This is a genomic window from Mesobacillus sp. QJM3NY_10, from assembly GCF_056173465.1.
In genome coordinates, this window is the sequence record NZ_CM149675.1 from 4,548,987 (window position 1) to 4,571,875 (window position 22,889).

At 45.4% G+C, this 22,889-nt stretch carries 22 protein-coding genes; 3 read left to right on the top strand and 19 right to left on the bottom strand.

Annotated elements, in window-relative coordinates:
* Positions 1-55: 55 nt before the first annotated feature.
* Positions 56-2,056: a penicillin-binding transpeptidase domain-containing protein gene (locus tag AC0VX7_RS22730; protein ID WP_475426051.1), complete on the bottom strand. Its 2,001-nt coding sequence runs from the start codon at positions 2,054-2,056 to the stop codon at positions 56-58.
* Positions 2,057-2,182: 126 nt separating this feature from the next.
* Positions 2,183-3,100 (bottom strand): peptidoglycan DD-metalloendopeptidase family protein, encoded by a 918-nt coding sequence (locus AC0VX7_RS22735; RefSeq protein WP_475426052.1) that lies wholly within the window; start codon positions 3,098-3,100, stop codon positions 2,183-2,185.
* A 249-nt stretch (positions 3,101-3,349) separates the two neighbouring features.
* Here AC0VX7_RS22735 and AC0VX7_RS22740 point away from each other — a divergent pair, with 249 nt between their 5' ends.
* Together AC0VX7_RS22740 and AC0VX7_RS22745 are read left to right on the top strand one after the other, a co-directional pair.
* The gene (locus AC0VX7_RS22740; protein ID WP_475426053.1) at positions 3,350-3,787 is read left to right on the top strand and encodes a VanZ family protein; all 438 of its coding nucleotides are present in this window, start codon (positions 3,350-3,352) and stop codon (positions 3,785-3,787) included.
* 336 nt (positions 3,788-4,123) lie between these two features.
* On the top strand, positions 4,124-5,113 hold the full coding sequence (locus AC0VX7_RS22745; RefSeq protein WP_475426054.1) for a nuclease-related domain-containing protein: 990 nt from the start codon (positions 4,124-4,126) through the stop codon (positions 5,111-5,113).
* A gap of 103 nt (positions 5,114-5,216) precedes the next feature.
* Here AC0VX7_RS22745 and spoIID read toward each other — a convergent pair whose 3' ends face one another.
* The 15 genes from spoIID to AC0VX7_RS22820 all read right to left on the bottom strand — a co-directional run bounded on the left by spoIID (position 5,217) and on the right by AC0VX7_RS22820 (position 20,228).
* Positions 5,217-6,245 (bottom strand): stage II sporulation protein D, encoded by a 1,029-nt coding sequence (gene spoIID, locus AC0VX7_RS22750; protein ID WP_475426055.1) that lies wholly within the window; start codon positions 6,243-6,245, stop codon positions 5,217-5,219.
* A 248-nt stretch (positions 6,246-6,493) separates the two neighbouring features.
* Entirely contained in the window at positions 6,494-7,801 is a 1,308-nt protein-coding gene (gene murA, locus AC0VX7_RS22755) for a UDP-N-acetylglucosamine 1-carboxyvinyltransferase (protein WP_475426056.1), read from the bottom strand.
* Positions 7,802-7,833: 32 nt separating this feature from the next.
* Positions 7,834-8,553, bottom strand: a complete 720-nt coding sequence (locus AC0VX7_RS22760; RefSeq protein ID WP_475426057.1) for a YwmB family TATA-box binding protein — start codon at positions 8,551-8,553, stop codon at positions 7,834-7,836.
* Between the two features lie 394 nt (positions 8,554-8,947).
* Entirely contained in the window at positions 8,948-9,184 is a 237-nt protein-coding gene (locus tag AC0VX7_RS22765) for a DUF1146 family protein (protein WP_102264569.1), read from the bottom strand.
* Positions 9,185-9,609: 425 nt separating this feature from the next.
* A complete protein-coding gene (gene nuoN / locus AC0VX7_RS22770; RefSeq protein ID WP_475426058.1) occupies positions 9,610-11,130 on the bottom strand; it encodes an NADH-quinone oxidoreductase subunit NuoN in 1,521 nt (506 codons plus the stop codon).
* A 6-nt stretch (positions 11,131-11,136) separates the two neighbouring features.
* Positions 11,137-12,657 (bottom strand): NADH-quinone oxidoreductase subunit M, encoded by a 1,521-nt coding sequence (locus AC0VX7_RS22775; RefSeq protein ID WP_475426059.1) that lies wholly within the window; start codon positions 12,655-12,657, stop codon positions 11,137-11,139.
* Positions 12,657-14,519 carry an NADH-quinone oxidoreductase subunit L gene (gene nuoL, locus AC0VX7_RS22780; protein ID WP_475426060.1) on the bottom strand — a complete coding sequence of 621 codons (1,863 nt, stop codon included), beginning with the start codon at positions 14,517-14,519 and terminating at the stop codon, positions 12,657-12,659. Before nuoL ends, AC0VX7_RS22775 begins: the two co-directional genes overlap by 1 nt.
* Positions 14,520-14,663: 144 nt before the next feature.
* Positions 14,664-14,978: an NADH-quinone oxidoreductase subunit NuoK gene (gene nuoK, locus AC0VX7_RS22785; protein ID WP_475426061.1), complete on the bottom strand. Its 315-nt coding sequence runs from the start codon at positions 14,976-14,978 to the stop codon at positions 14,664-14,666.
* Positions 14,975-15,499 (bottom strand): NADH-quinone oxidoreductase subunit J, encoded by a 525-nt coding sequence (locus AC0VX7_RS22790; RefSeq protein ID WP_214903015.1) that lies wholly within the window; start codon positions 15,497-15,499, stop codon positions 14,975-14,977. The genes nuoK and AC0VX7_RS22790 overlap by 4 nt, the downstream gene beginning before the upstream one ends.
* Positions 15,496-15,915, bottom strand: a complete 420-nt coding sequence (gene nuoI / locus AC0VX7_RS22795) for an NADH-quinone oxidoreductase subunit NuoI (protein ID WP_023613591.1) — start codon at positions 15,913-15,915, stop codon at positions 15,496-15,498. Before nuoI ends, AC0VX7_RS22790 begins: the two co-directional genes overlap by 4 nt.
* 43 nt (positions 15,916-15,958) lie before the next feature.
* Positions 15,959-16,966, bottom strand: a complete 1,008-nt coding sequence (nuoH, locus tag AC0VX7_RS22800) for an NADH-quinone oxidoreductase subunit NuoH (protein WP_475426062.1) — start codon at positions 16,964-16,966, stop codon at positions 15,959-15,961.
* Positions 16,966-18,066: an NADH-quinone oxidoreductase subunit D gene (locus tag AC0VX7_RS22805; protein WP_192471856.1), complete on the bottom strand. Its 1,101-nt coding sequence runs from the start codon at positions 18,064-18,066 to the stop codon at positions 16,966-16,968. Before AC0VX7_RS22805 ends, nuoH begins: the two co-directional genes overlap by 1 nt.
* A gap of 3 nt (positions 18,067-18,069) precedes the next feature.
* Positions 18,070-19,344 carry an NADH-quinone oxidoreductase subunit C gene (locus AC0VX7_RS22810; protein WP_475426063.1) on the bottom strand — a complete coding sequence of 425 codons (1,275 nt, stop codon included), beginning with the start codon at positions 19,342-19,344 and terminating at the stop codon, positions 18,070-18,072.
* Between the two features lie 3 nt (positions 19,345-19,347).
* Positions 19,348-19,860: a NuoB/complex I 20 kDa subunit family protein gene (locus AC0VX7_RS22815; RefSeq protein WP_215032191.1), complete on the bottom strand. Its 513-nt coding sequence runs from the start codon at positions 19,858-19,860 to the stop codon at positions 19,348-19,350.
* A complete protein-coding gene (locus AC0VX7_RS22820; RefSeq protein WP_214738662.1) occupies positions 19,851-20,228 on the bottom strand; it encodes an NADH-quinone oxidoreductase subunit A in 378 nt (125 codons plus the stop codon). The genes AC0VX7_RS22815 and AC0VX7_RS22820 overlap by 10 nt, the downstream gene beginning before the upstream one ends.
* 502 nt (positions 20,229-20,730) lie before the next feature.
* Between AC0VX7_RS22820 and AC0VX7_RS22825 the strand changes: the two genes are divergently transcribed.
* Positions 20,731-20,955 carry a hypothetical protein gene (locus tag AC0VX7_RS22825; protein ID WP_475426064.1) on the top strand — a complete coding sequence of 75 codons (225 nt, stop codon included), beginning with the start codon at positions 20,731-20,733 and terminating at the stop codon, positions 20,953-20,955.
* 45 nt (positions 20,956-21,000) lie between these two features.
* Here AC0VX7_RS22825 and AC0VX7_RS22830 read toward each other — a convergent pair whose 3' ends face one another.
* Positions 21,001-21,408: a F0F1 ATP synthase subunit epsilon gene (locus AC0VX7_RS22830; protein WP_102264580.1), complete on the bottom strand. Its 408-nt coding sequence runs from the start codon at positions 21,406-21,408 to the stop codon at positions 21,001-21,003.
* Positions 21,409-21,430: 22 nt separating this feature from the next.
* On the bottom strand, positions 21,431-22,843 hold the full coding sequence (gene atpD, locus AC0VX7_RS22835) for a F0F1 ATP synthase subunit beta (RefSeq protein WP_215032193.1): 1,413 nt from the start codon (positions 22,841-22,843) through the stop codon (positions 21,431-21,433).
* Between the last annotated feature and the right edge of the window lie 46 nt (positions 22,844-22,889).

Below are 22,889 nucleotides of genomic sequence, written 5' to 3' on the forward strand. Positions count from 1 at the left end.
AATTCGAAATAAAAATTCTCGATAAAAAAGCCCGGCCAGTTCCGGCCGGACTTATCTACATTCCACTCTGTAATTTCAACTCATAAAATTCCTTCACTCGTGTGACAACGTCCTTTGAACCTGAATCTTCAATCATCATTGCGACGATCATGTCGGTGGATTGCAGGTTGTAGGCGACGAACCATCCTAGTTCTTTGCCCTTTTCGCCCTGCTTCTCTTTGATTTCCGCTGTGCCTGTTTTACCGGCTAATGGATAATTGGCGATCAGGCCATTGTGGGCGGTTCCTTTTGGATCGGTGATGACCTTTGTCAGCATGTTGCTCAAAGCCGCTGCATTTTCGGGGCTGACCACGCCTTCCTGCCACACCTGTCCCTGCTCATCCTCCATATTCAAAATCGGCTTAACAAGGTTGCCCTCGTTTACCAATGGTGAATAAGTGGTTGCAAGATGCAGGATATTCATTTCAACCTGCCCCTGTCCGTAGGCTGAGTCCGCCAGTCTGATTTCGCTGTCAATCTTGCCGATTTGTGATGGCTCGATTGGATAGAGATATTCAGGCTGATCTTCAAAGCCGAATTTCTTCAAGCCTTCTGCAAAAGTATCCTTGCCCATCCCAAGGGTTGCCCTCGCGAAGTAAATGTTATCCGAATAGATCAGTGCTTTTTCAAGGTTGATGCTTCCTTTTACATCTGAGTACCTTGTTACTTTATAATTGCCCCATGATGCGTCCTTCTGCCACTGCTTTTCGTTGATTTCAAATGCTGTATCAAGCTTCAACTTATCACTTTCAAGACCGATTGCCGATGTGATTGGCTTGATTACCGAACCAGGCACATAGGTCAGCTTGAATCTATTAAGGAATGGTTTTAATGGGTCCTCTTCTAGAATTTTGCGTTTGTTTTGCGAGATTCCGAGCGTCATTTCATTCGGGTCAAATCCTGGTGCACTGACCAATGCCAGCGTCTCACCTGTTGTCGGATTAATTGCCGATGCCGTACCCGCTTTTCCTTTTAGCTGGTCGTATAACTGTTGCTGGGCCACGACATCAATTGTCAGCTTGACATCCTGCCCATTCTCCACCGGTTTTTCAGCAAGTGTTTTGACCGTGCCGTCTTCTTTTACGATTGAAATCCTGACTCCGTTTGTTCCTTTTAACTTTTCTTCAAGCACCTGCTCCAAACCGCGTCGGCCAATGATATCAGTGCTTGTGTACCCTTTGCCCTCAAGTTTTTTTAGATCGTCGGCAGTTACCGGCCCAATATAGCCCAGCAAATGGGACAGCGCTTCCCCGTAAGGATATTCCCTTGCCCCTACCATCTGGCTGGTTACTCCATCGAGCGCAAACAATTTTTCATGGAGAGCTTTATCCGTCTTCGAAACTTTTTTCAACGGCACGAACAGATCAGGTTTTACCCAGCCTGCATTCATCGCCTTGTTGATACTTTCCTCAGTCATATCGAGCAGTTCCGCTAGCTTTGCAATTGTCTGATCTTTTGGCTCGGCCAACTCACTAGGGACTACTCCGACCTGGACAGCTGTCCCATTGATCGCGAGTCCATTACCTGAACGGTCAAGGATGCTGGCCCGTTCTGCCTGGACATTTTTGAAGCTGATTTTATCTCCTGCTTCAAGCTCCGGGAAGATATATGACGTATTCCAATCGACATACCAATTTGTTTCTTTTTCACGTTCTTCTTTTACAAGAACAGCATTATGGTCGAATTCTATCGGACCAGCAGCGCTATTCATTTTAGCCGAAAAAGGAAGTTCCGCGTTCGCCTCATGTTCTTGTTCTTCCTCAGGCTGTTTATAGCTTACCCTCAGCTGGTCAATCTCCAAATCTTTATAAATTTTATTATAGCGACTGACGAATTCCTCCTTAGTGATGGAATCCTTCGCTTTCTCTGATAAAAATTCATACATTTCTTCAAACTTCTGGTCGTTCCAAAGTTTTACGTATTGAGAAAATCGTTCTTCGGGAGTCGGTTCCTTGCTGCAGCCTGATATGATGGCGGCGATTACGACCGACATGATTATAAATAAAGCACGTTTCATATGTATCCCTCCTCTTGTCTGATTTTACCATAGAATTGCCATCGAGATAAGTTTGGAGTTTTTCTGATTAATCCCATAAAAAAACCCACCTTTATAGCAAGGCGGGTTCCAAAATTTTATTTTTTATTAAGAGTTTGTTGAAGTATCAGAGTCAGTTGAAGAATCTTTGTCTTTATCTTCTCCTGCGTCCTTATCTTCGTCTTTTTTATCAGATCCGCCTTCAGCAGGCTTGTCTTCCGCTGGAGTTGTGCCTTCAGCATCTTCCTCTGAGCTTCCTTCTACATCTTCTTCGGCAGCATCTTCAGACTTGCCTGCATCTGCATCAGAAGAAGCTTTCTCTTCTGCCACATTTGCATCCTGCAATGCGCTTAGAGGCTTGTTGAAGAACTCATGCGGATTGACAGGGACATTGTCCTTGCGGATTTCAAAGTGTACGTGGTTGCCAGCCTTCTCATTGATCAGGCTTGTTCCGGACTTCGCAATGACTTGTCCTTGCTCAACCTCGTCGCCAACCTTAACTTGGTAGTCTTTAACTGACTGATATTGTGTTACAATACCTTTGTCATGCTCGATTTCAATGACATTTCCAAGCACTGCATCTTCCATGACATTTGTGACAGTACCACTTAGTGATGCGATTACATCAAATTCCTTGCCATCTTTTGAAGCAATGTCTAACCCAGTGTTCGGATGGTACGTATTATCATAGAACACTAGAGCTGCTTCTTGCTCAGCCGCGTCGCCGTCATTGTCATAGAATTGCATTTGGATGACAGCATCGTCTTCATTCACCACTGGCATTACAAAGTTCTCCATCGCGCGGTTAACTTCAACTGCTGGCTGATCATTGATCTTTTTGCCAGGCATGTCAGTCGCTTTGTACTCGGACTGATCCAGGTTTTCGGTTCCGCTGTTTTGATACCATAGGACACCAGTTAGAATGATTGCGGCACTAGCAATATAAACTGTTGGATACACCCACCGCTTCTTGAAAAAGCTGTTCTTGCTTTTGTCTTGAGAAGATCTTTTTTCTTCCTCTCTCATTTTCATCACCTCAGCAATCAGTTTGAACAGAAGCGAAAAAATATATACATAGAGTTGAAAAATTTTTTACTGCTTATTTTTCGACAAAGGTGCGGATTTTATGCAAAAAAGATTTTTAGGTTGTATTACGTACATTGGTTACTACATTGTGTTCTACCATATAGTTTTGTTTGGAACTCTTTTGTGTCCTAACAAATTAATTATGTCTGTCACTCCATTCGAGTTACTACTATAAAGTGAGGTATCACCATGAAAAAGTTATTAGTATGGTTTTTACGCATTCTTCCGCTGTTCTATATGGCGGCAATCTGGGTCATGTCCAGCAATCCTGCAGATGCATTGGTTGAGCTGCCAAATCAGGGACTCGACCGTTTTATAAAAGAATCTCTCCACCTCGTCGAGTTCGGGATCCTGTATGTGCTCCTCGTCGTGGCTGCGTTGACGACCGGGCGTTTCACACCGGTGATGAGCTTTGCATTCATGGGCGTGGCAATCCTGTACGGACTGCTGGACGAGGTTCATCAAAGCTTCGTCCCATATCGATCCGCCACACTGATTGATTTTATAAAAGACGTAATTGGGGTTTTAGCGGCCTCCCACTTCATCCACCATGCATACTTCAGCGGCAAGTTCCCGCGGCTGGGGAAGGTTTTGCGTGGGATTGAGGAGAAAGTTCGGGGATATTAGCTGGATTTGTTTTTAAGATAGTTATTAGTTACGGTTTTTAAGGGGCTGGCCTTGTTATGGGGGCTGGCTTTTTTGTTTTTTTGTCTGGCTAGGGCGAAATTTAAGGGCAGATTAAGCACTTTGGCTAAAACCGGGATTAAAAGATGAGAAACTAGGATTAAAAATTCCAAAACTAGGATTATGATTTTTGAAACTGGGATTATATCTCCCCAAACTGGGATTATCTTTAAACTCCTATGATTATTCATATAAAATTCGTTTATTACAGTTACCCATAAAGGTATTTTCTATTAGTTTGTTGAAATCTAATATAAAATAATTAAGGAAGTGACCATTTTGATACTAAAAGAAAGAGCATATCCACTTCGGCTTCTTATGTATGAGGCTTTATTGGATAGAATCTTGAAAAACCATCCTAAAATCCCTTTAATCGAACAAGATTATAAAGCCTGGCTTGCTGGTTACAAAGGAGAACTTCAAACCGATTACCGTTTGAGCTTTTTACCTGAAAAAGGGTACTTTATTCTTCGGGATTTACGACTTGCTGATGAACCATGGTACTTTCAAATTGATACCCTCATCTTAACGCTTCGCTATATACTTCTTATTGAAACAAAGAACTACGCAGGAACCCTTTTCTTTGATAAAGATTCTGAACAACTCACTCAAACAAAAGATGATAGAGAAAAATCATATGATAACCCGGTAAACCAAGTAAGGATGCAGGCATGGCACTTAAAAAGATGGCTCCTACAAAATAAATTCAATGTCCCACCAATATATCAATTGGTTGTAATAAGTAATACCTCCACTATTATCAGGACCAATGACCGATCGCTAAATAAGGTAGTAGTAAAAGGGGATGTATTATTAAGTCGTGTACTCCAACTCGATGGTTTTCATTCAAACACGATATTCACCGAGAAAGAGGTAAGAAAATTATCAAAATTACTTATAAAAAAGCATACTCCCCAACATCCTGATATTTTAAAACCATATTCACTCACTCAAGCAGATCTTCAAACTGGTGTACAATGCCCCTCCTGCCATACATTTGGTATGCAAAGAGAGAAATGGGTGTGGGAATGCCCGGTGTGCGGACATAGGTCACAAACTGCACACTATCAAACTGTAAAAGATCTTTTCCTTCTTATTAGTCCTACCATTAATAATCAAGCATTTAGAGATTTTGTGGGTTGTTTATCCATAAAGAAAGCCAGCAATATATTATCTTCCATGAACCTCCCCCACACTGGCACCAAAAAAGGCCGCATCTACCACATGCCACCTGACATCGAGACGTTCTTCAATCCCGCGAAAAAATAATAGTTACCCAAACCAATTCCAAATCGCGCTAAAAAGCCAGGGCGCTGTTTGCCCTGGCCTGGTCATTATTCGGTTTATTAGCTTAGCGGTGGCAATAATGATTTTATTTCTTCGCCGTAACCTTCGTCAGCATGCTATCGGCTTCGCTGATCTCAACGCCTTTGTAGTAGTGTTTGACGATGTCCTGGTAGGTCTTGCCTTCGGTGGCCATGCCGTTGGCTCCGTATTGGCTCATGCCAACGCCGTGGCCGAAGCCTTCGGTGGTGATGACGACGTTGCTGCCTTTTAGCTCCCAGGTGAAGTCGCTGGAGCGGAGTTTTAGCTTCTCACGGACTTCCTTCCCTGTAAGGACCTTGCCGCCGATATCGATTTTTGCAACGCGGTTGCCTGATGTTCTCGAGATGACTTTGCCAATCTCCGAAGTGTTCGGCAGCTTGACACCAAGCTTTGATTCCACCTCAGCAACCGTCATTACCGTTTGGCTGCGGAATTTAGGTGACTGCAGATCCCACGGGCTTTCTACACTACGCAAATACGGCAGGGAATTGGACCAGTATTCCTCTGAGTTTTCGGTAAAGCCGTTCGATGTCGAGAAGAAGGTCGCATCGATCGGTGCTCCGTCAAATGTGAGCACCTGGCCATCGGTTGCTTTCACAGCCTCAGCAATCTTCTTGATTTTCCATTTGTAGTCGACGCCCCATTGCTTTTTCAATTCTTCTTTATTTTTAAAAACCTGGTGGATTTCTGTATCATTCAACTGGGCGCCTTCAGGTACGCCTACTTTATTTGGGCTCAGCATTTGTTTTACATAATAAGTCCTTGCTGACAGTGCCTGTGCCTTCAATGCCTCTAGCTCGAACTCAGCGGGCATTTCAGCAGCAACAACGCCAATCAAGTAATCATCAAGCGGAAGCTTCTCTGTCTTGGACAACGCTGTCCGGTAAACGGCTACCTCAACAGCCGAGTCTGCTGTTGGGACCGCGGCAACATCCTTTGCCTCACTTTGCAGCTCTTCCCCCAGTTTTCCGCCTGCCTTTTCTTCCATAAAAGGGAGGACGAGCAAGGATGGGATCAGGAGTGTGACGGCGAATAGAATTGCAGCTAGTACGATGAGTGGTTTGAATTTTAACATAGAAAAAGCCTCCATTATGAAATTAATCCGGTCGAAAACCGTCTCATTTCATTCATATGGAGGCGGACAAGCTTTTATGACAGAAATCGAAAATGCATATTCGTCTGTCGAAAGTCTCATAATAAGTCGGTCAAAACAAATTCACGAAATTGGACATGAATTTTCAGGCTCTAACCAGCCCATTTAAATCAAAAAACCGCAGAACTATACGTTAAAGCACAATTCTCCGGTTCATTGAGTAGTAATATTTATGCGTTCATGTCTGAGACTAATTTATCCGTTACTGGCTGCTCTTCTACTTCGCTGACGCGTTCGATGTCTGCGCCAAGTGCTGCAAGTTTATGATGGAAGTCAACGTATCCACGGTCAAGGTGATACAGCTCTGTTACGCGAGTCATTCCATCTGCTACAAGTCCAGTCAGGATCAGTGATGCTGCGGCACGCAGGTCAGTTGCTGCCACTTCTGCTCCCTGAAGGTTTGATGGTCCGTTCATGATGACAGAGCGGCCATCGATTTTGATGTTTGCGTTCATGCGGCGGAATTCTTCCACGTGCATGAAGCGGTTTTCGAAAACAGTTTCCGTGATCATGCTTGTGCCCTGAGCGCGCAATAGCAATGCCATCATTTGAGATTGCATATCTGTCGGGAAACCAGGGTGCGGCATCGTCTTGATGTCGACTGCTTTCAATTTTTCAGGTCCGATAACACGAAGACCTTCTTCTTCTTCAATGATGGTAACGCCCATTTCTTCCATCTTGGCGACCAATGAAGAAAGATGTTCAGGAACAGCGCCTTTTACAAGGACGTTTCCGCCAGTGATGGCAGACGCAACCATGAAGGTTCCTGCTTCGATTCGGTCAGGAATGATGTTGTGGTCAGCACCAAACAGTACTTCAACACCTTCAATCTTGATTGTGCCAGTGCCGGCGCCTTTTACCTTCGCTCCCATTTTGTTCAGGAAGTTGGCAAGGTCGACGATTTCTGGTTCTTTTGCAACGTTTTCGATGACTGTTGTTCCTTTTGCAAGGACTGCCGCCATCATAATGTTTTCCGTAGCACCTACGCTAGGGAAATCAAGGTATATTTTAGCTCCGTGCAAACCATTGACAGCTTCGGCTTCGATAAAACCGTTGCCTACCTTGACAGTCGCACCCATTGCTTCAAAGCCTTTCAGGTGCTGGTCGATAGGACGGGAACCGATTGCGCAGCCGCCTGGCAATGCAACGCGAGCACGGCCATTCCTGGCAAGCAGGGATCCCATTACTAATACAGAAGCACGCATTTTACGAACATACTCAAAAGGTGCTTCTATTTTTAACTCTCTGGATGCATCTACTGTAATCGTGTTATTTTCAAACTCCACTACGGCGTTTAAAGAACGTAATACTTCGTTGATGGTATATACATCGGAGAGAGTTGGCACATCACGAATTACGCTTTTTCCGTCACTAGCTAATAATGTTGCAGCGATAACAGGCAAGACGGCATTCTTAGCTCCTTCAACCTTTACAGAACCGCTTAGCCTTTGTCCGCCGCGGACGATGATTTTTTCCAAGTGTATTCCCCTCCGCGTCCAATTTCTCTATATTAATATTCAATCGTTATGATGGGTGTGCCAACTACGAGGGTAGTCTTTGCGCCCAATCGATCAGTTTTCCGTAATCCAAGCTGCATATTCATCTCATGGTCATTGCTCAAAGAGTTGTCGAACAAAGGCGAAACAGCGGATGTGGAAATAAATGAGTCTTCTTCCAATCCTTCGACTTCCTCGGCTTGAAAAGCCTTTAGCAATTTAGTTTTATAAACAGGTAAAGCCGATTTTATCTTATCATTGATTTCGCCTTCAATACAAGAGAAAGTTGTGGCATTTCCTCGAAAAATGTCAAATATTCTGCCTGGTAAATTTTTGTTTAAAAAGGTTTCTGTATTTTTATTCCAATGCTGACCTCTGACCTCATACATCACATACGTATGTATCGGGCCATTTGTGTCGGTAGAAACAATTTTAATTTTTTCCTGGATCTCAGAAGAATTCGAAACAGCTGTGAGTTCTCCATTGCGGTGGTCCCATGTCCAATCCGGGAGCTGGACCTTCAATTCTTTTACCAAAGCTTCGACATTTTCTTCTTCCAATGTTTCCCTTGCATAGATAGACCAACCAGTGATCAAAATATTTTCGTCCTGCAAAACTGAGGCCAGAGTTTTTATTTCATGATCAGCGTCAGCTACAGTCGTCTTATTCCCAGCTTGAAGCACAATAAAACCAATAATGCCAAAAATTGATAAAATAAATGGAATCTTCTTCATATGTCTTTCACTCTCCCCTTATTACCATTCTTACCAGGAGAGCAAATCGCATACTTGGGAATTCTCGTCACTTTTTGACATCATTCTATGTACCAACTTTGCCGGGTGTTCATTGTTTGTGAAAAAATAAACATGCTTATGCAAAAAACAAGCACAAAGACAATCATACTCGAATTTCCGCATTTTTGGAACATGTATGAAGACCTAATTTTTTACCAATTTGTTTAGAACTAACAGCAGATGGGCTAAAAGTTGTTACTGAAGGCTGTTTTCGCATTGATTGCTGCTTTTCGTATATGTTTTAATAATCGGTGTCGTCGCTCATTTCGAGAGACTTCTGAATACAGATTGTTTATTTTGGATTGAGAAAGCGACAAAGTTTACGAAAAGAGCCTTACTGAAAAATCATCGGAAGCTGCTGTGACCATTGGAGGTAATCAAGGAAGAAATTACTTACTGTGGATCCTAGCGCGATGGAAGCAAGAATATATAAAACTCGGGCTTGAAGCACATGGTTTGCCCGGAGCAGCTTATCGAATTGGAGTGCTTGAAGAGCCCACCATGAAATGGCGATAAAAACAAGATGTGTTAGAATGCTGGTCAGCGCGAAGCCGCCAAAACCTGTTATCATAATCTGTCCCCCCTTATCATGTTTATTTTAACATAAACGTGATGATTACCTGTATTTTAGACGTATCAGAATTCGGAAAGTTTCATGTAATGAACGTTCTTTTTTCACTCGCTTTTCGGGCACAAGTTTCCCTTTCTTGTGACCGTCATTCTTGTTTCCACCTTCTGGCGGGCACATGTTTCCCTTTCTTGTGACCGTCATTCTTGATTTCACCTTTTGGCGGTCAAAAACATGTCCACCATCATGTGACCCTAGTTCCCTGTTTCAACTTTCAACGGGCACAAAATAAAAAAACTGGCCCGCTATCAAAGCAAGGCCAGCTGAATTTACCCCTTTGTTTCCATGAGTAGATTTTCCCCAAAATCCATACATGATTCGTGTTTTCCTGAGCTTGTTCTTACTTCCTAGTTAGCGAAGTAACAAACTTATCTCATAAAGTCGACGAACTGGTTGAAATTACTGTGCATAAAGTCGATTGCCAGGTTTGGCATGACTCCGAACAGGATCGTTCCGATGACTGTTACCAGGATCACGACGAGTGTTCCGATTGGCAGCTGGATTTTTTCGTCACTTGCTGCCGGGCGGAAGAACATTTGTGTCATGATTCCGAAGTAGTAGAAATAGGATACGACTGTTGTTGCAATCATGATCGATACGAGAACGTAGTGTGCCTGGTCGACCATCAATGCTCCCATGAAGATGTTCAACTTGCCGATGAAGCCTGCTGTACCTGGGATTCCTGCGAGTGACAGGATGAAGATTCCCATTCCCACTGCCAGCAGCGGTGAACGGCGGTAGAGGCCCGCGAAGTGGCTGATATCTTCTGAGCCAGTTTTCATTGTGATCAGCTGGATCACGGCGAATGCACCAAGGTTCATTAATACGTAAGCAAGCATGTAGAACCAGATTGCATCGAAGGTCACGAATGACATAGCTGTCAGAGCGACAAGGATGTAACCGGCATGCGCAATACTTGAGTAAGCGAACATGCGCTTGATGTTGCGCTGTCTTAAGGCGACGACGTTACCAATGATCATCGTTGCTCCCGCCAGGAATGCAATGTAATCCTGTACTGCGAACAGAAGCGGAATTGGCTGTCCATCTTCCTGAGCGACAGGAATATATCCAAAAATGGATAACAGGATGCGAATGATGATCACAAATCCAGCCGTTTTTGAGACGACGCTCAAGAACGCTGTCACTGGAGTTGGTGCTCCTTCGTATACATCAGGTGCCCACATATGGAATGGAGCAGATGCCAGCTTGAATGACAGGCCGACGAAAATCATGAAGAATGCCAGTCCAAGAATGTAAATGTGCTGAGGATCACTCAGACCTCCAAAGACTTGAGCGATTTCTCTTAAGTTTGTTGTGCCGGCGATTCCGTACACATAGCTCATACCGAACAATGTGATCGCGGAGGAAATTCCACCGTTAATGACGTATTTCATTGCTGCTTCATTCGATTTCAGGTTACGTTTGCGCATACCTGCTAGGACGTAAGACGGAATGGACAGCAATTCAAGGCCGACGAACAATGTGATCAAGTCGCCGCTTGATGCCATGAACATCGTTCCAAGCAATGCAGTGAGGAACAGGTAGAAAAATTCTCCCTTATATTCCTCAAGTCCATCATTCGTCCTGTAGTCAATCGCCAACAGCATAACAAGTGCTGCTCCAAGAAGGAGGATCAGCTTGAAGGCGATGGCGAATGAATCCAATCGGAATGTATCGTATAAAATCGTTGTGGTTTCAGTACCAATCAGCGAAACGAGTGAAATCAGCGCTAATACCACACCTGCAAAGCCAGCCCAGCCAAGGACTTTCCGGTCGACTTGCTTAGGCATGAATAAATCAGCGACCGATAAAATTGCGATCATACCAAGGATGATGAATTCCGGAGTCATCGTCCCCCAATCAAATGATAGAAGTGTATCTAGATCCATCCTTCATCACCCCCCTATTCCCATCAAGATAGTCTCTAAAGTTGCCTGAAGCGGTTCACTAAGAACAGCTGGATATACACCAATCAGGACGATCAAGCCGATAAGCACTAACACTGGAGCCCATTCAAATGAGCGGATGTCTGTAACTCCGGCAAATTCTCGTTCTGGATTGCCATACGTGATGGCAAGGACTGCACGCAGCAGGTAAACGGCTGTCATGATGATTCCGATTGTACCAACCGCTGCGAGGACTGGCATTTCTTCGAATAGTCCAAGGAATGCCATGAATTCACTGACGAAACCAGACATACCAGGCAATCCAAGCGATGCCATCGCGCCTGCAAGCAAGAAGCCAGAAGCTAGGGGCATTCCCTTTGCCATGCCGCCGAGATTCACAAGCGTTGTAGTATGCGTGCGTTCATACAACACACCGACAAGGAAGAATAATAATGCTGAAATCAAGCCGTGTGATACGACCTGGAAAATAGCACCTTGGATTCCTGCTTCATTTAATGCTCCAAGTCCGATTAAAACGATCCCCATATGGGAAATAGAAGAGTAAGCAAGGACCATTTTGAAATCTGTCTGGATAAAAGCAAGGAACGCTCCGTATAAAAGGTTAATGACACCCAGTACCGCAAGCAGCCCTGCTAATTCCGCGAATTGTTCAGGGAAAATCCCCATCCCGAAGCGGATCAAACCGAATGCACCGATCTTAAGCAAGATCCCTGAGTGGATCATGACGATGGATGGCGGTGCTTCAACGTGGACGCGCAGCATCCAGCTGTGCAGCGGGAAGATTGGCAGCTTGACACCGAATGCGACAAGCAAGGCGATCAATAATCCCATTTTCAATGACTCAGAAACCGGCGCGAATAATGGCGCATTGTCTGTGTTCATCATGACTGACAGCATTTCGATATTGGATGTGCCTGTTCTTGAAAATAACACCATGATGACGATCAGCAAGATTGCTGAGCCAAGTCCGTTATAAATCAAGAAGCTGTAGGCCGCCTTTTCTTTTTCGTAATAGCCCCATTTTCCAATCAGGAAAAACATTGGAATCAAGGTGATTTCGAAGAAAAGGAAGAACAAGATCAAGTTTTCTGATGTGAATACTCCCAGCATCCCGATTTCAAGAAGCAAGAACAGCATGTAGTAGCCTTTCCATTCTTTTTTGATATGGAAAGACGCGATTGCCGCAAGCGTCGCGATCACTGCTGTGAGAACCACCATAATCAAACCGAATCCATCGATGCCAAGTTCATAGTTCACTGAGAACATGCCAGATTGCTCGGCACCCTGGCCGCCGAATTGGATCCAGCGGAATTTTTCCGAAAAATTAGCAAGGTCATTGCCGCCGCGATACGAAAAGTATGCGATCAACGCAAGGATCAATGACGGCAGTGTTGCCAATACTCCAAGCATTTTGATGCCTGATTCGTTTGTCTTTGGCATGAATGCCAATAGCAGGATTCCTAGTAAAGGGGAGAATACCAGCAAGGTAAGAAAATAGTTGAAATCCATTATAAATACCCCCCTGTCAGCGCATAGATGACGATCAGGACTGCAAGGCCGACAAAGGCGATTGTGCCGTAAGTCTGTACCTGGCCGTTCTGGATTTTCGCACCGGTTTTACCAAGTCCCTGGACAGCTGCTGTTGTCAGCTTTACGAGTCCCTCAACAAGGAAGACCTCGATGAAACGCAGGAACAAGCTGATCGCTTTCGCTCCAAATACGATGCTCTGATTGTAAATCTCATCGATATAGTACTTATTTTTCACGATGCCATAAGCAAGTGGCGTTCTGCTGGACAGCCAATCGCGAGAAATCGACTTTTTGCTGTACATCATCCATGCAAGCAGGATGCCGAGCAAGGAAACAACTGTAGCGACGATCATGATCCAGCCTGGGCCTTCTATATGTCCATGGCCAAGCGCTTCGTTTCCTTCAACGAGCCAGTCGCCAAGGAATGTGCCGAACCAAGGTGTGTTCACATAACCAGCTACAACAGCCAGTACAGCCAAAACTACCATAGGCAAAGTCATGACAGATGGCGATTCATGAACATTCTTCATTTCGCTGCGTGCTTCACCGGAGAAGACCATGAAGAACAGGCGGAACATGTAGAATGCTGTGAAGAACGCCGCAATCACTGCCAGCCAGAACAATGGGTAATTGCCATTTGCCCATGCAGCGATCAAAATTTCATCTTTACTGAAAAAGCCTGAGAACAATGGGACACCACTGATTGCCAGGGTTCCGATCAGGAACAAAGGACCAGTGAAGGTAAGCTTTTTCCAAAGCCCGCCCATTTTTTCAATATCCTGAGTATGTACAGCATGGATGACGCTACCTGCTGCAAGGAATAACAATGCTTTAAAGAACGCGTGAGTCATCAAGTGGAATACTCCGGCAACATAACCGGCAGATCCCAATGCAAGCATCATGTAGCCAAGCTGGCTGACAGTCGAGAATGCAAGAACACGCTTGATGTCAGTCTGGACTAGGCCAATCGTTGCTGCAAAAATCGCTGTGAAGGCACCGATGATCGCAACAGTCAGCATAGCCGTTTCACTCGCATTGAATAGCGGGAACAGCGATGCGACCAAGTAAACACCGGCTGCAACCATCGTCGCTGCGTGGATTAACGCAGAAACTGGCGTCGGACCTTCCATCGCGTCTGGAAGCCACGTGTGAAGCGGGAACTGACCTGATTTACCAACCGCACCGATGAAGATCAGGATCGCAGTAAGGGTAATCATCGTTCCGGAAATCGCGCCTTCTTCTACCGCAGCGAAAATTTCATCATATTCGAAGCTGCCAGTTTGCCAGAATAAAAGAATCATTCCGATCAGCAGCCCGACATCCCCGATACGGGTCATGATGAAGGCTTTCTTTGCAGCTGCTTTGGCGCTTTCTTTGTAAAAATAGAATCCAATCAACAGGAATGAACCTACACCGACCAATTCCCAGAAAATATATGTCTGTAAAAGATTCGGTGAGATTACAAGACCAAGCATTGCAAAAGTAAATAGTCCTAGATAAGCATAGAAGACCGGGATGCGCTCATCACCATGCATATACCCTTTTGAATAGGTATGCACAAGGAAGCTGACAAGAGACACGATCACCAGCATCAATGCATTTAATTGATTTACTTCAAAGCCCGCAGTTAGTTCCAGATTCCCTATTGTCAGCCAAACGGCTTCAGCTTTGAATGTAGACTCCGAAAAGCGCTCGATCAGCACAAGGATGGAGTATACAAGAGAGGCAAGCGTCGCAAGAATCCCAACGAATGCGCTCGCTTCTTTAAGCTTTTTACCGAACAGCAGCAGGAATAGAAAGGATACAAGCGGGAACAGCGGAATGAGCCAAGCATTCTCCATTAATATCACAATCCCCTTTTTTGAACGTGCGCTATCTATCATATATACGCCCGTCAGATTGAGGCCCGTCTTTCACGGGGCAGTCCAGCTACAAGAAATCTTCTGATTTCAGCGGCAAATGCCGCCTATGAAAAATCCATCAATCTAATTTTTCAACTGATTCATTTCATCAATATTGACCGTACTGCGGTTGCGGTAAAGCGATATCAGAATCGCAAGTCCTACCGCTACTTCAGCTGCTGCTACCGCGATGGAGAACAGCGCGAAAACCTGGCCAGTGATCGAAGGATTCACTCCGTATTTACTGAAGGTTACCAGATTGATATTGACCGCATTAAGCATCAATTCGATTGAGATCAATACAATAACTGTGTTCTTTTTTGTCAGGGCACCGAAGAGGCCGATGCAAAAAAGAATAAGTGCAAGAGCTAGATAGGCTGAAACCGGAACAGAACTCATTCCTGATCACCCTCCTTTTCGTCATCCTTGCGCGCCAGTACAATTGCGCCTACAAGCGCGGCTAGCAGGATCACGGATGTCAGTTCAAACGGGATAATGTAATGCGAGAACAGTGATACCCCGATTTGTTCTGTATTGTTTTCATGCAGTGTATTTGGTACTGCTTCGAAATTCAAATCGTAAATTCCGAAATATACTGCTGCTCCAAAGCCGAGTACGCCGAGCAGCAATGCAAGCTTGCGCAGCATACCGCCTTTTGGTTCAGCATCGTCACCATGGTGGCGGGTAAGCATGATTCCGAACAGCATCATGATTGTGATGGCGCCGGAATAGATCATTACTTGGATGACCGCCAGGAATTCAGCGGACAAGAGCACATAAATACCTGCAATACTGACGAAAGTAAAGACGAGCGCTACGACCATGTGGATGACCTTCGTGAGGTTCAATAAAAGCACGCCGCCGATTACCGCCACTAAAGCAAGTGACATAAACGCAAAAAATTCGCCTGTTAACGTCATGCTTTATTCACCTTCCGTATATTCTCATCATTTTCGTCAAGCCATTCCAGGTTCTTGAATAAATCATCCCGGCTGTATTCAGCAAGTTCAAAGTTGTTCGTCATGATGATCGCTTCAGTCGGGCAAACTTCTGTGCACAGGTCACAGAGGATGCAAAGTTCGAAGTTGATATCATACGTATCAATGATTTTGCCTTTTTTTGTTGGATCAGGATGCTTTTTACCAGTCAAGTTAATGCAATCTGTCGGGCAAATATTGGCACACTGGTTGCAGACGATGCATTTTTCAGGATAAAACTTCTGGATCCCGCGGAATCTGTCAGGAAGCGGAATCGGTTCGTTTGGATAATCGTAAGTCAGCTTTTCGCGAGTCAATTGTTTAAGGGTATAAGCTAATCCTTTAGTCCATCCTAGCACGTAATTCACCCCTTTAATGCAGGAAGCAATGCTGCTTCCATTCCTATTTTAGAAAAAATTCTTTAATCAAAGCAGTTAGGAAAATGTTTGCCAGCGCTACCGGCAGAAGCACTTTCCATGCGAATTCCATCAATTGGTCGGCGCGGATACGCGGGAACGTAGCACGGAACCAAATGAGGATGTAGACCACTAAGCTGAACTTGAGCGAGAACCATACAGCTCCAGGAATGAAGCCGAGGAACGGCAGCGGCAGCCAGCCTCCAAGGAATAATACAGTGATCAACGCAGACATTGCGAACATATACACATATTCAGCAAGCATGAACATCGCCCAGCGGAAGCCAGAGTACTCTGTGTGGAAACCGGCAACAAGCTCATTTTCCGCTTCAGCAAGGTCGAACGGAACCCTGTTCAATTCGGCAGTAGCAGCGATGAAGAACACAATGAACGCGATTGGCTGCCATAGGATGAACCAGCCATTGTCACCTTGTGCTGCAACAATCTCATTAAGATTGAGGCTGCCTGTCAGCAGGACGATTCCAATAACGCTCATGACAAGCGGGATTTCGTAGGAAATCATCTGTGCCGCGGCACGCATACCGCCAAGCAATGAGTACTTGTTGTTGGATGCCCAGCCTGCCATCAGCATGCCGACGATCGTCAGCCCTGAAATAGCGATGTAATACAGAAATCCGACATTCAAGTCAGCAAATTGCAATTTGTCAGTCAAAGGAATCGTCGCCATGACCATGAAGGACGGCGCGAACGCGATAACTGGTGCGATAATGAACAGCGGCTTATCCGCTGCTTTTGGAATTAAGTCTTCTTTGACAAGAAGCTTTACGACGTCGGCTACGGATTGCAAGAGTCCCCATTTACCGCCGACATGGGATGGACCATAACGGCCCTGCATGAAACCAAGCACTTTCCTCTCTGCCAGAATCGCCATGGTTACGAATCCAAGGATTACGAACAGCAGGACGACGGCCAGAACGAAGAAGATACTGAAATTCATGAGGCCTGCGCTTGATTCGAGTAGATCCTGAACCATTATCCGTCTACCTCCCCAAGAACGATATCAACCGCTCCTAAAATTGCAATCAGATTTGAGATACTTTCTCCTTCGAGCAGTTTAGGAAGGATTTGCAGATTGTAGAAGCTCGGTCTTCTGAACTTGAGACGGTACGGCTCTTTTTTTCCATCGCTGGATATGTAGCATCCGATCTCACCTCGGGAGCCTTCGATCCGGACAAACGCTTCCCCTTTTGGAGCCTTGATGATTTTTGGAACCTTGGCTATGATTTCCCCATCTTTCGGGAATTGCTGTACAGCCTGTTCGATGATCTTTAGAGATTCTTCGATTTCACCCATTCTTACGTGGTAACGGGCAAGCGCATCGCCTTCTTCGCGAGTGACAATGTCGAAGTCGAAGCGATCATAGATTGAATACGGCTCATCCTTGCGCAAATCCCATTTCACGCCTGTAGAGCGCAGGTTCGGTCCGCTCAATGAGTAATTGATTGCGTCTTCCTTTGTATAAGTACCAATGTTCTTTGTACGGTTAAGGAAGATTTCGTTTCCTGATACAAGCTGATGGTAGCCTTTCAGCTGGCCTCTTAGGTAAGGGACAAACTCTGCCACCTTTTCAATCCAGCCTTCCGGAGCATCCCACTTTACGCCGCCTACACGCATGTAGTTGAACGTCAGACGAGCACCAGACAATTCATTCAACAGGTTCAGGATCATCTCGCGGTCACGGAATGCGTAAAGCAATGGGCTTGTCGCACCGAAGTCGAGGATGAATGTTCCCCACCACAACAAGTGGCTGGCAACCCTGTTCAATTCCATCGCCAGTATCCTTAGATACTCGGCGCGTTCAGGCACCTGTAAGCCCATCATCGTTTCGACTGCATGGACGATTACATAGTTATTCGTCATCGCCGAAACGTAGTCCATCCGGTCTGTATACGGAATGATCTGTGTATATTGCAGGTCTTCGGCAAGCTTTTCAGTCCCGCGGTGCAAATAACCGATGACCGGCTTAGCTTCAACGATAATTTCACCGTCAATTTTCAGAACGAGGCGGAATACACCGTGTGTACTAGGGTGCTGCGGGCCCACGTTCAAGAGCATTTCTTCTGTGCGTATCACGGGCTACACCTCCACATCATACGGTTCATAGTCTTTTCTTAACGGGTGGCCTACCCAGTCTTCACCAAGCATGATGCGATGGAGGTTAGGATGGCCTTCGAATTTGATGCCAAGCAAGTCATACGTTTCACACTCTGGCCAATCAGCTCCTGCCCATAGTGGCTGGACGGACTGAGTAACAGGCTGATCGCGGTCAAGCTTGACCTTTAACGCAACTGACTGTCTGTTTTTGTATGAGTACAAGTGAACATATACTTCCATATGTGTCTGGAAATCCGTGCCGTGAAGCTCTGAAAGGTAATCAAAACCTAATAGTTCGTTGTACTTCAGGAATTCAGCCAGTCGGTAATAAGATTCTTTCTTCGCGACAAGCGTTGGGACATCTTTTGAAAGAGGGTTAATATAGGAATCTTCCAAAATATCATCACCAAGGTTGTCTGTAATCGCTTTTACATATTTATCTAAGTAAGGCTGGTTTGGAGACGGTTTTTTCTCTTCAACAGGCTCTTCTGCTCCTGCTTTTGCGCCAGCTGCCGATTTAGCTTTCGCTGCAGCGGCTGCTTTTGCCTTCGCTGCGGCAATCGCTTTCGCTTTTTCGTCGTCGGCTGAGCCCCCGCCGGCTGCGGCTTTGGCTTTCGCTGCTGCAGCTGCCTTAGCTTTTGCTACTGCTGCGGCTTTCTTTTTCGCAAGATCATCGTCGTCCGTTGAAGCGTCTGCTCCTCCGCCTGCCTCCTGGGCTTTCCTTTTTGCTGCCGCTGCTGCCTTTGCCTTCGCTACGGCCGCGGCTTTCTTTTTCGCAAGGTCATCATCGTCGTCCGCTGAAGCTTCAGTGGCTGCTGGAGTTTCCACTTCAGCGTTTTCCTCCACCTGGCCAGTTGCCTTCATTTTTGCAAGAGCGGCTGCTTTCGCTTTTGCTGCTGCAGCAGCTTTTTTCTTCGCTAATTCAGCGTCTTGACCTTCTACCGGAGCCGATACTTCTTCTTTGGCTTCCGACGATTCATCTGTGGCCTGGCCATTCGCTTTCATTTTCGCCAGTGCAGCTGCCTTTGCCTTCGCTGCTGCGGCGGCTTTCTTTTTAGCGAGTTCAGCATCGTCACCTGCTGGTGCTTCTGCCTTTGTCTCGGTTTCCTTCACTTCAGGTTCTGCGACTTGGTCGGCAACCTCTTTCGGGTCGTTTCCTTCCCCTGCTTGTTTAGCTGCTTGACGCTGCTTCGCAAGCTCTTTTGCTTTTTGGGCTGCTTCTCTCTTTATCTGCTCTAAATCCTTTTCCCCGCTCATCGGTTAGATCACCTTCTTCCCGGTTTTCGCCTCATAACGGATTTTCTCTTTCAATTTATTAATCCCGTAAATCAATGCTGCTGGATTCGGCGGGCAACCCGGTATGTAAACATCGACCGGCACAATCTGATCGACACCTTTTACAACTGAGTATGATTTTACATATGGACCGCCTGCTGTCGCGCATGATCCCATCGCGATTACCCACTTTGGTTCTGCCAGCTGATCGTACAGCCTGCGGACAGTCGGAGCCATTTTCTTCGTTACAGTACCTGAAACAATCATGACATCAGACTGACGAGGTGAGTTCCGGTAGAACGTTCCAAAACGGTCAAGGTCATAGTGAGCCGAACTGGACGCCATCATTTCGATCGCGCAGCACGCAAGACCGAAAGTCATTGGCCACATCGAGTTGCTTCTGGCCCATCCCTTTACCTGCTCAAGAGATGTCACAAATACATTTCTTTGGAGTTCTGCAGCTTCTGCTGGTGATAAATCATCCAATTTTAAATCCATTTTAGCACCTTCTTTTTCCATGCGTAGATGAGTCCGATCAGAAGCATTACGACGAAAATCAGCATTTCAATCAATGCGAAGATTCCCAGCTTCTCATAGGCGACAGCCCATGGATACAAAAACGCTGTTTCTACATCAAAAATAACGAACATAAGAGCAAAAACATAATAACGGACATTAAACTGGACCCGCGCATCGCTGAACGGTTCCATCCCGCTCTCGTAGGTGGTATATTTCCGCTCGTCTTCCTTGTATTTCGGCCTCAAAAGCTTAGCCGCAAACAAGGCTACGATTGGAAGCAATACCCCGAGACATAGGAACACAAAGACTATCAAATAGTTATTTTGATATAGATTCAACTGCTCCATGCCCATCCCTCCAATGTTGTGAAATTTTCATACTTTTTAATCTTGTAACCGATAACAATTATACCATTGTTGCAATAGTGTGTCGACAAGCCTTTGAACAATCTGGCAACCTTCTTCCAAGCCTTTTTCAATAGAAAAATAGTTTCTGATTGAGGTCTGGATGTACCGGAGGAAAGAGTCGTCCCCTTCCATACTTAGTTGTCCGGAAGGTAATTTATTCTCATTGTTTTCTCCAGGCTTTTTCTTGCCGTGGCAGCGCATCGATTTGGAGTGTGCAGCCCCCTTGTTTCGGTATCCACTGCTCCTAAAATAAGACAATCGGTTACATTTTATATTAAATACATTTTGGGGTAAGTTGTCAGTGACGTTTGTCAACATTATGGCAATCTGTTGGGTAAGAGTGATGTTGAATTGTTTTTGGCGATCTTTTTTTGTGATTTTGCATGAAAATTGTTGATGGAATGTTGAATTCTTCTGATATTACTTAAAAAGTGTGGATGGGATGAGATATTCTTCTGTAAAGCGGAGAGTAAATTGGCTGTTGTTTAGTTTTATTGGCGGTTTTCACATTTTTATTGGCGATAATTTCGATTTATTGGCGAAAAAAACTTTTTATTGGCGAAAATTAAAATTTATTGGCGATTTTCACTACTATATTGGCGAAACGGAAGCTGCCCCCAAAATTGCAAATAATTTGGTAGCGGATTCGCCTCCTCACTCTACATGATAAAAAACACCCCCCAGCATCACCGGAGGGTGTTCAATCTAAAAATTAAATTCTGCGTTCTGCAACTGAAATACGGTTGATCGCACGTTGCAGGGCAAGTTCTGCACGCTTGAAGTCGATGTTCTCCTGCTTTCTTTCATGCAGGCGCTGCTCAGCGCGTTCTTTTGCTTTTAGTGCACGTTCAAGATCGATTTCAGATGATTGTTCTGCAGATTGAGCAAGGATGGTTACCTGCTCGGGACGGACCTCGAGGAAGCCGCCGCTGACTGCAATGAACTCGTTATTGCTGCCATTTTTCAAACGGACAGCGCCAATTTGTAGCGGTGCAACCATAGGAATGTGGCCTGGCAAGATTCCAAGTTCGCCTGTGCTCGCTTTTGTGCTTACCATTTCAACATCTGATTCATACACCGGCCCATCGGGAGTAACAACACTGACTTTAATCGTCTTCATTTTTTACCCTCCTGGTCCGTTATTAGACCTCTACACCCATACGTTTTGCATTCTCGATAACTTCTTCGATTCGGCCAACTAGGCGGAATGCATCTTCTGGAAGGTGGTCATATTTGCCGTCAAGGATTTCTGTGAATCCTTTAACTGTTTCTTTAACTGGCACGTAAGAACCTTTCTGTCCTGTGAACTGTTCGGCTACGTGGAAGTTTTGTGACAGGTAGAACTGGATGCGGCGAGCGCGGTGTACAGTTAGCTTATCTTCGTCAGAAAGCTCATCCATACCAAGGATCGCGATGATATCCTGAAGTTCTCTGTAACGCTGTAATGTTTGCTGTACGCGACGAGCTACTGAATAGTGGTCTTCGCCAACGATTTCAGGTGTCAATGCACGTGAAGTCGAAGCAAGTGGATCCACCGCAGGGTAGATACCCATTTCAGAAAGCTTACGCTCAAGGTTCGTTGTTGCATCCAAGTGAGCGAAAGTTGTAGCCGGAGCCGGGTCAGTGTAGTCATCGGCTGGTACATAGATCGCCTGAATGGAAGTAACAGAACCTACGTTAGTAGATGTGATACGTTCCTGCAATTTACCCATTTCAGTTGCAAGAGTTGGCTGGTAACCTACCGCAGATGGCATACGGCCAAGTAGCGCGGAAACCTCAGAACCTGCTTGCGTGAAACGGAAGATGTTATCCATGAAGAAAAGAACGTCCTGTCCTTGCTCATCACGGAAATATTCAGCCATTGTCAAACCAGTCAGGGCAACACGCATACGTGCTCCTGGCGGCTCGTTCATCTGTCCGAATACCATTGCTGTTTGCTTGATAACGCCAGAGTCAGTCATTTCGTGGTAAAGGTCATTACCTTCACGTGTACGCTCACCAACACCGGCGAATACAGAAATACCGCTGTGCTCTTGAGCGATGTTGTTAATCAATTCCTGGATTAATACGGTTTTACCTACACCGGCACCACCGAACAATCCGATCTTACCACCCTTGATATATGGAGCAAGAAGGTCAACTACCTTAATCCCTGTTTCAAGGATTTCAACCTCAGTTGAAAGCTGTTCGAATGTTGGAGCTTCCCTGTGGATTGAATCGCGGCGTGAATCAGCAGCGACTGGAGCTTCAAGGTCGATTGACTCACCCAATACGTTGAATACACGTCCTAGTGTTACGTCCCCAACCGGAACGGAGATTGGAGCACCTGTATCTAATACTTCGACGCCACGCTTAAGGCCGTCTGTGGAAGACATCGCGATTGTACGAACTGTGTCATCGCCTAAGTGAAGGGCTACTTCAAGAGTTAGCTCGATGTTCACATCCGCATCGCTGGTTACAATTTTCAAAGCGTTATAGATCTCTGGAAGATTGCCGCTTTCAAACTTAACGTCAACAACCGGACCCATAACCTGGAGAACGCGTCCTTTGTTCATCTTGTTCCCTCCTATCGTACTAGTTGAAATATATACATCATGATGG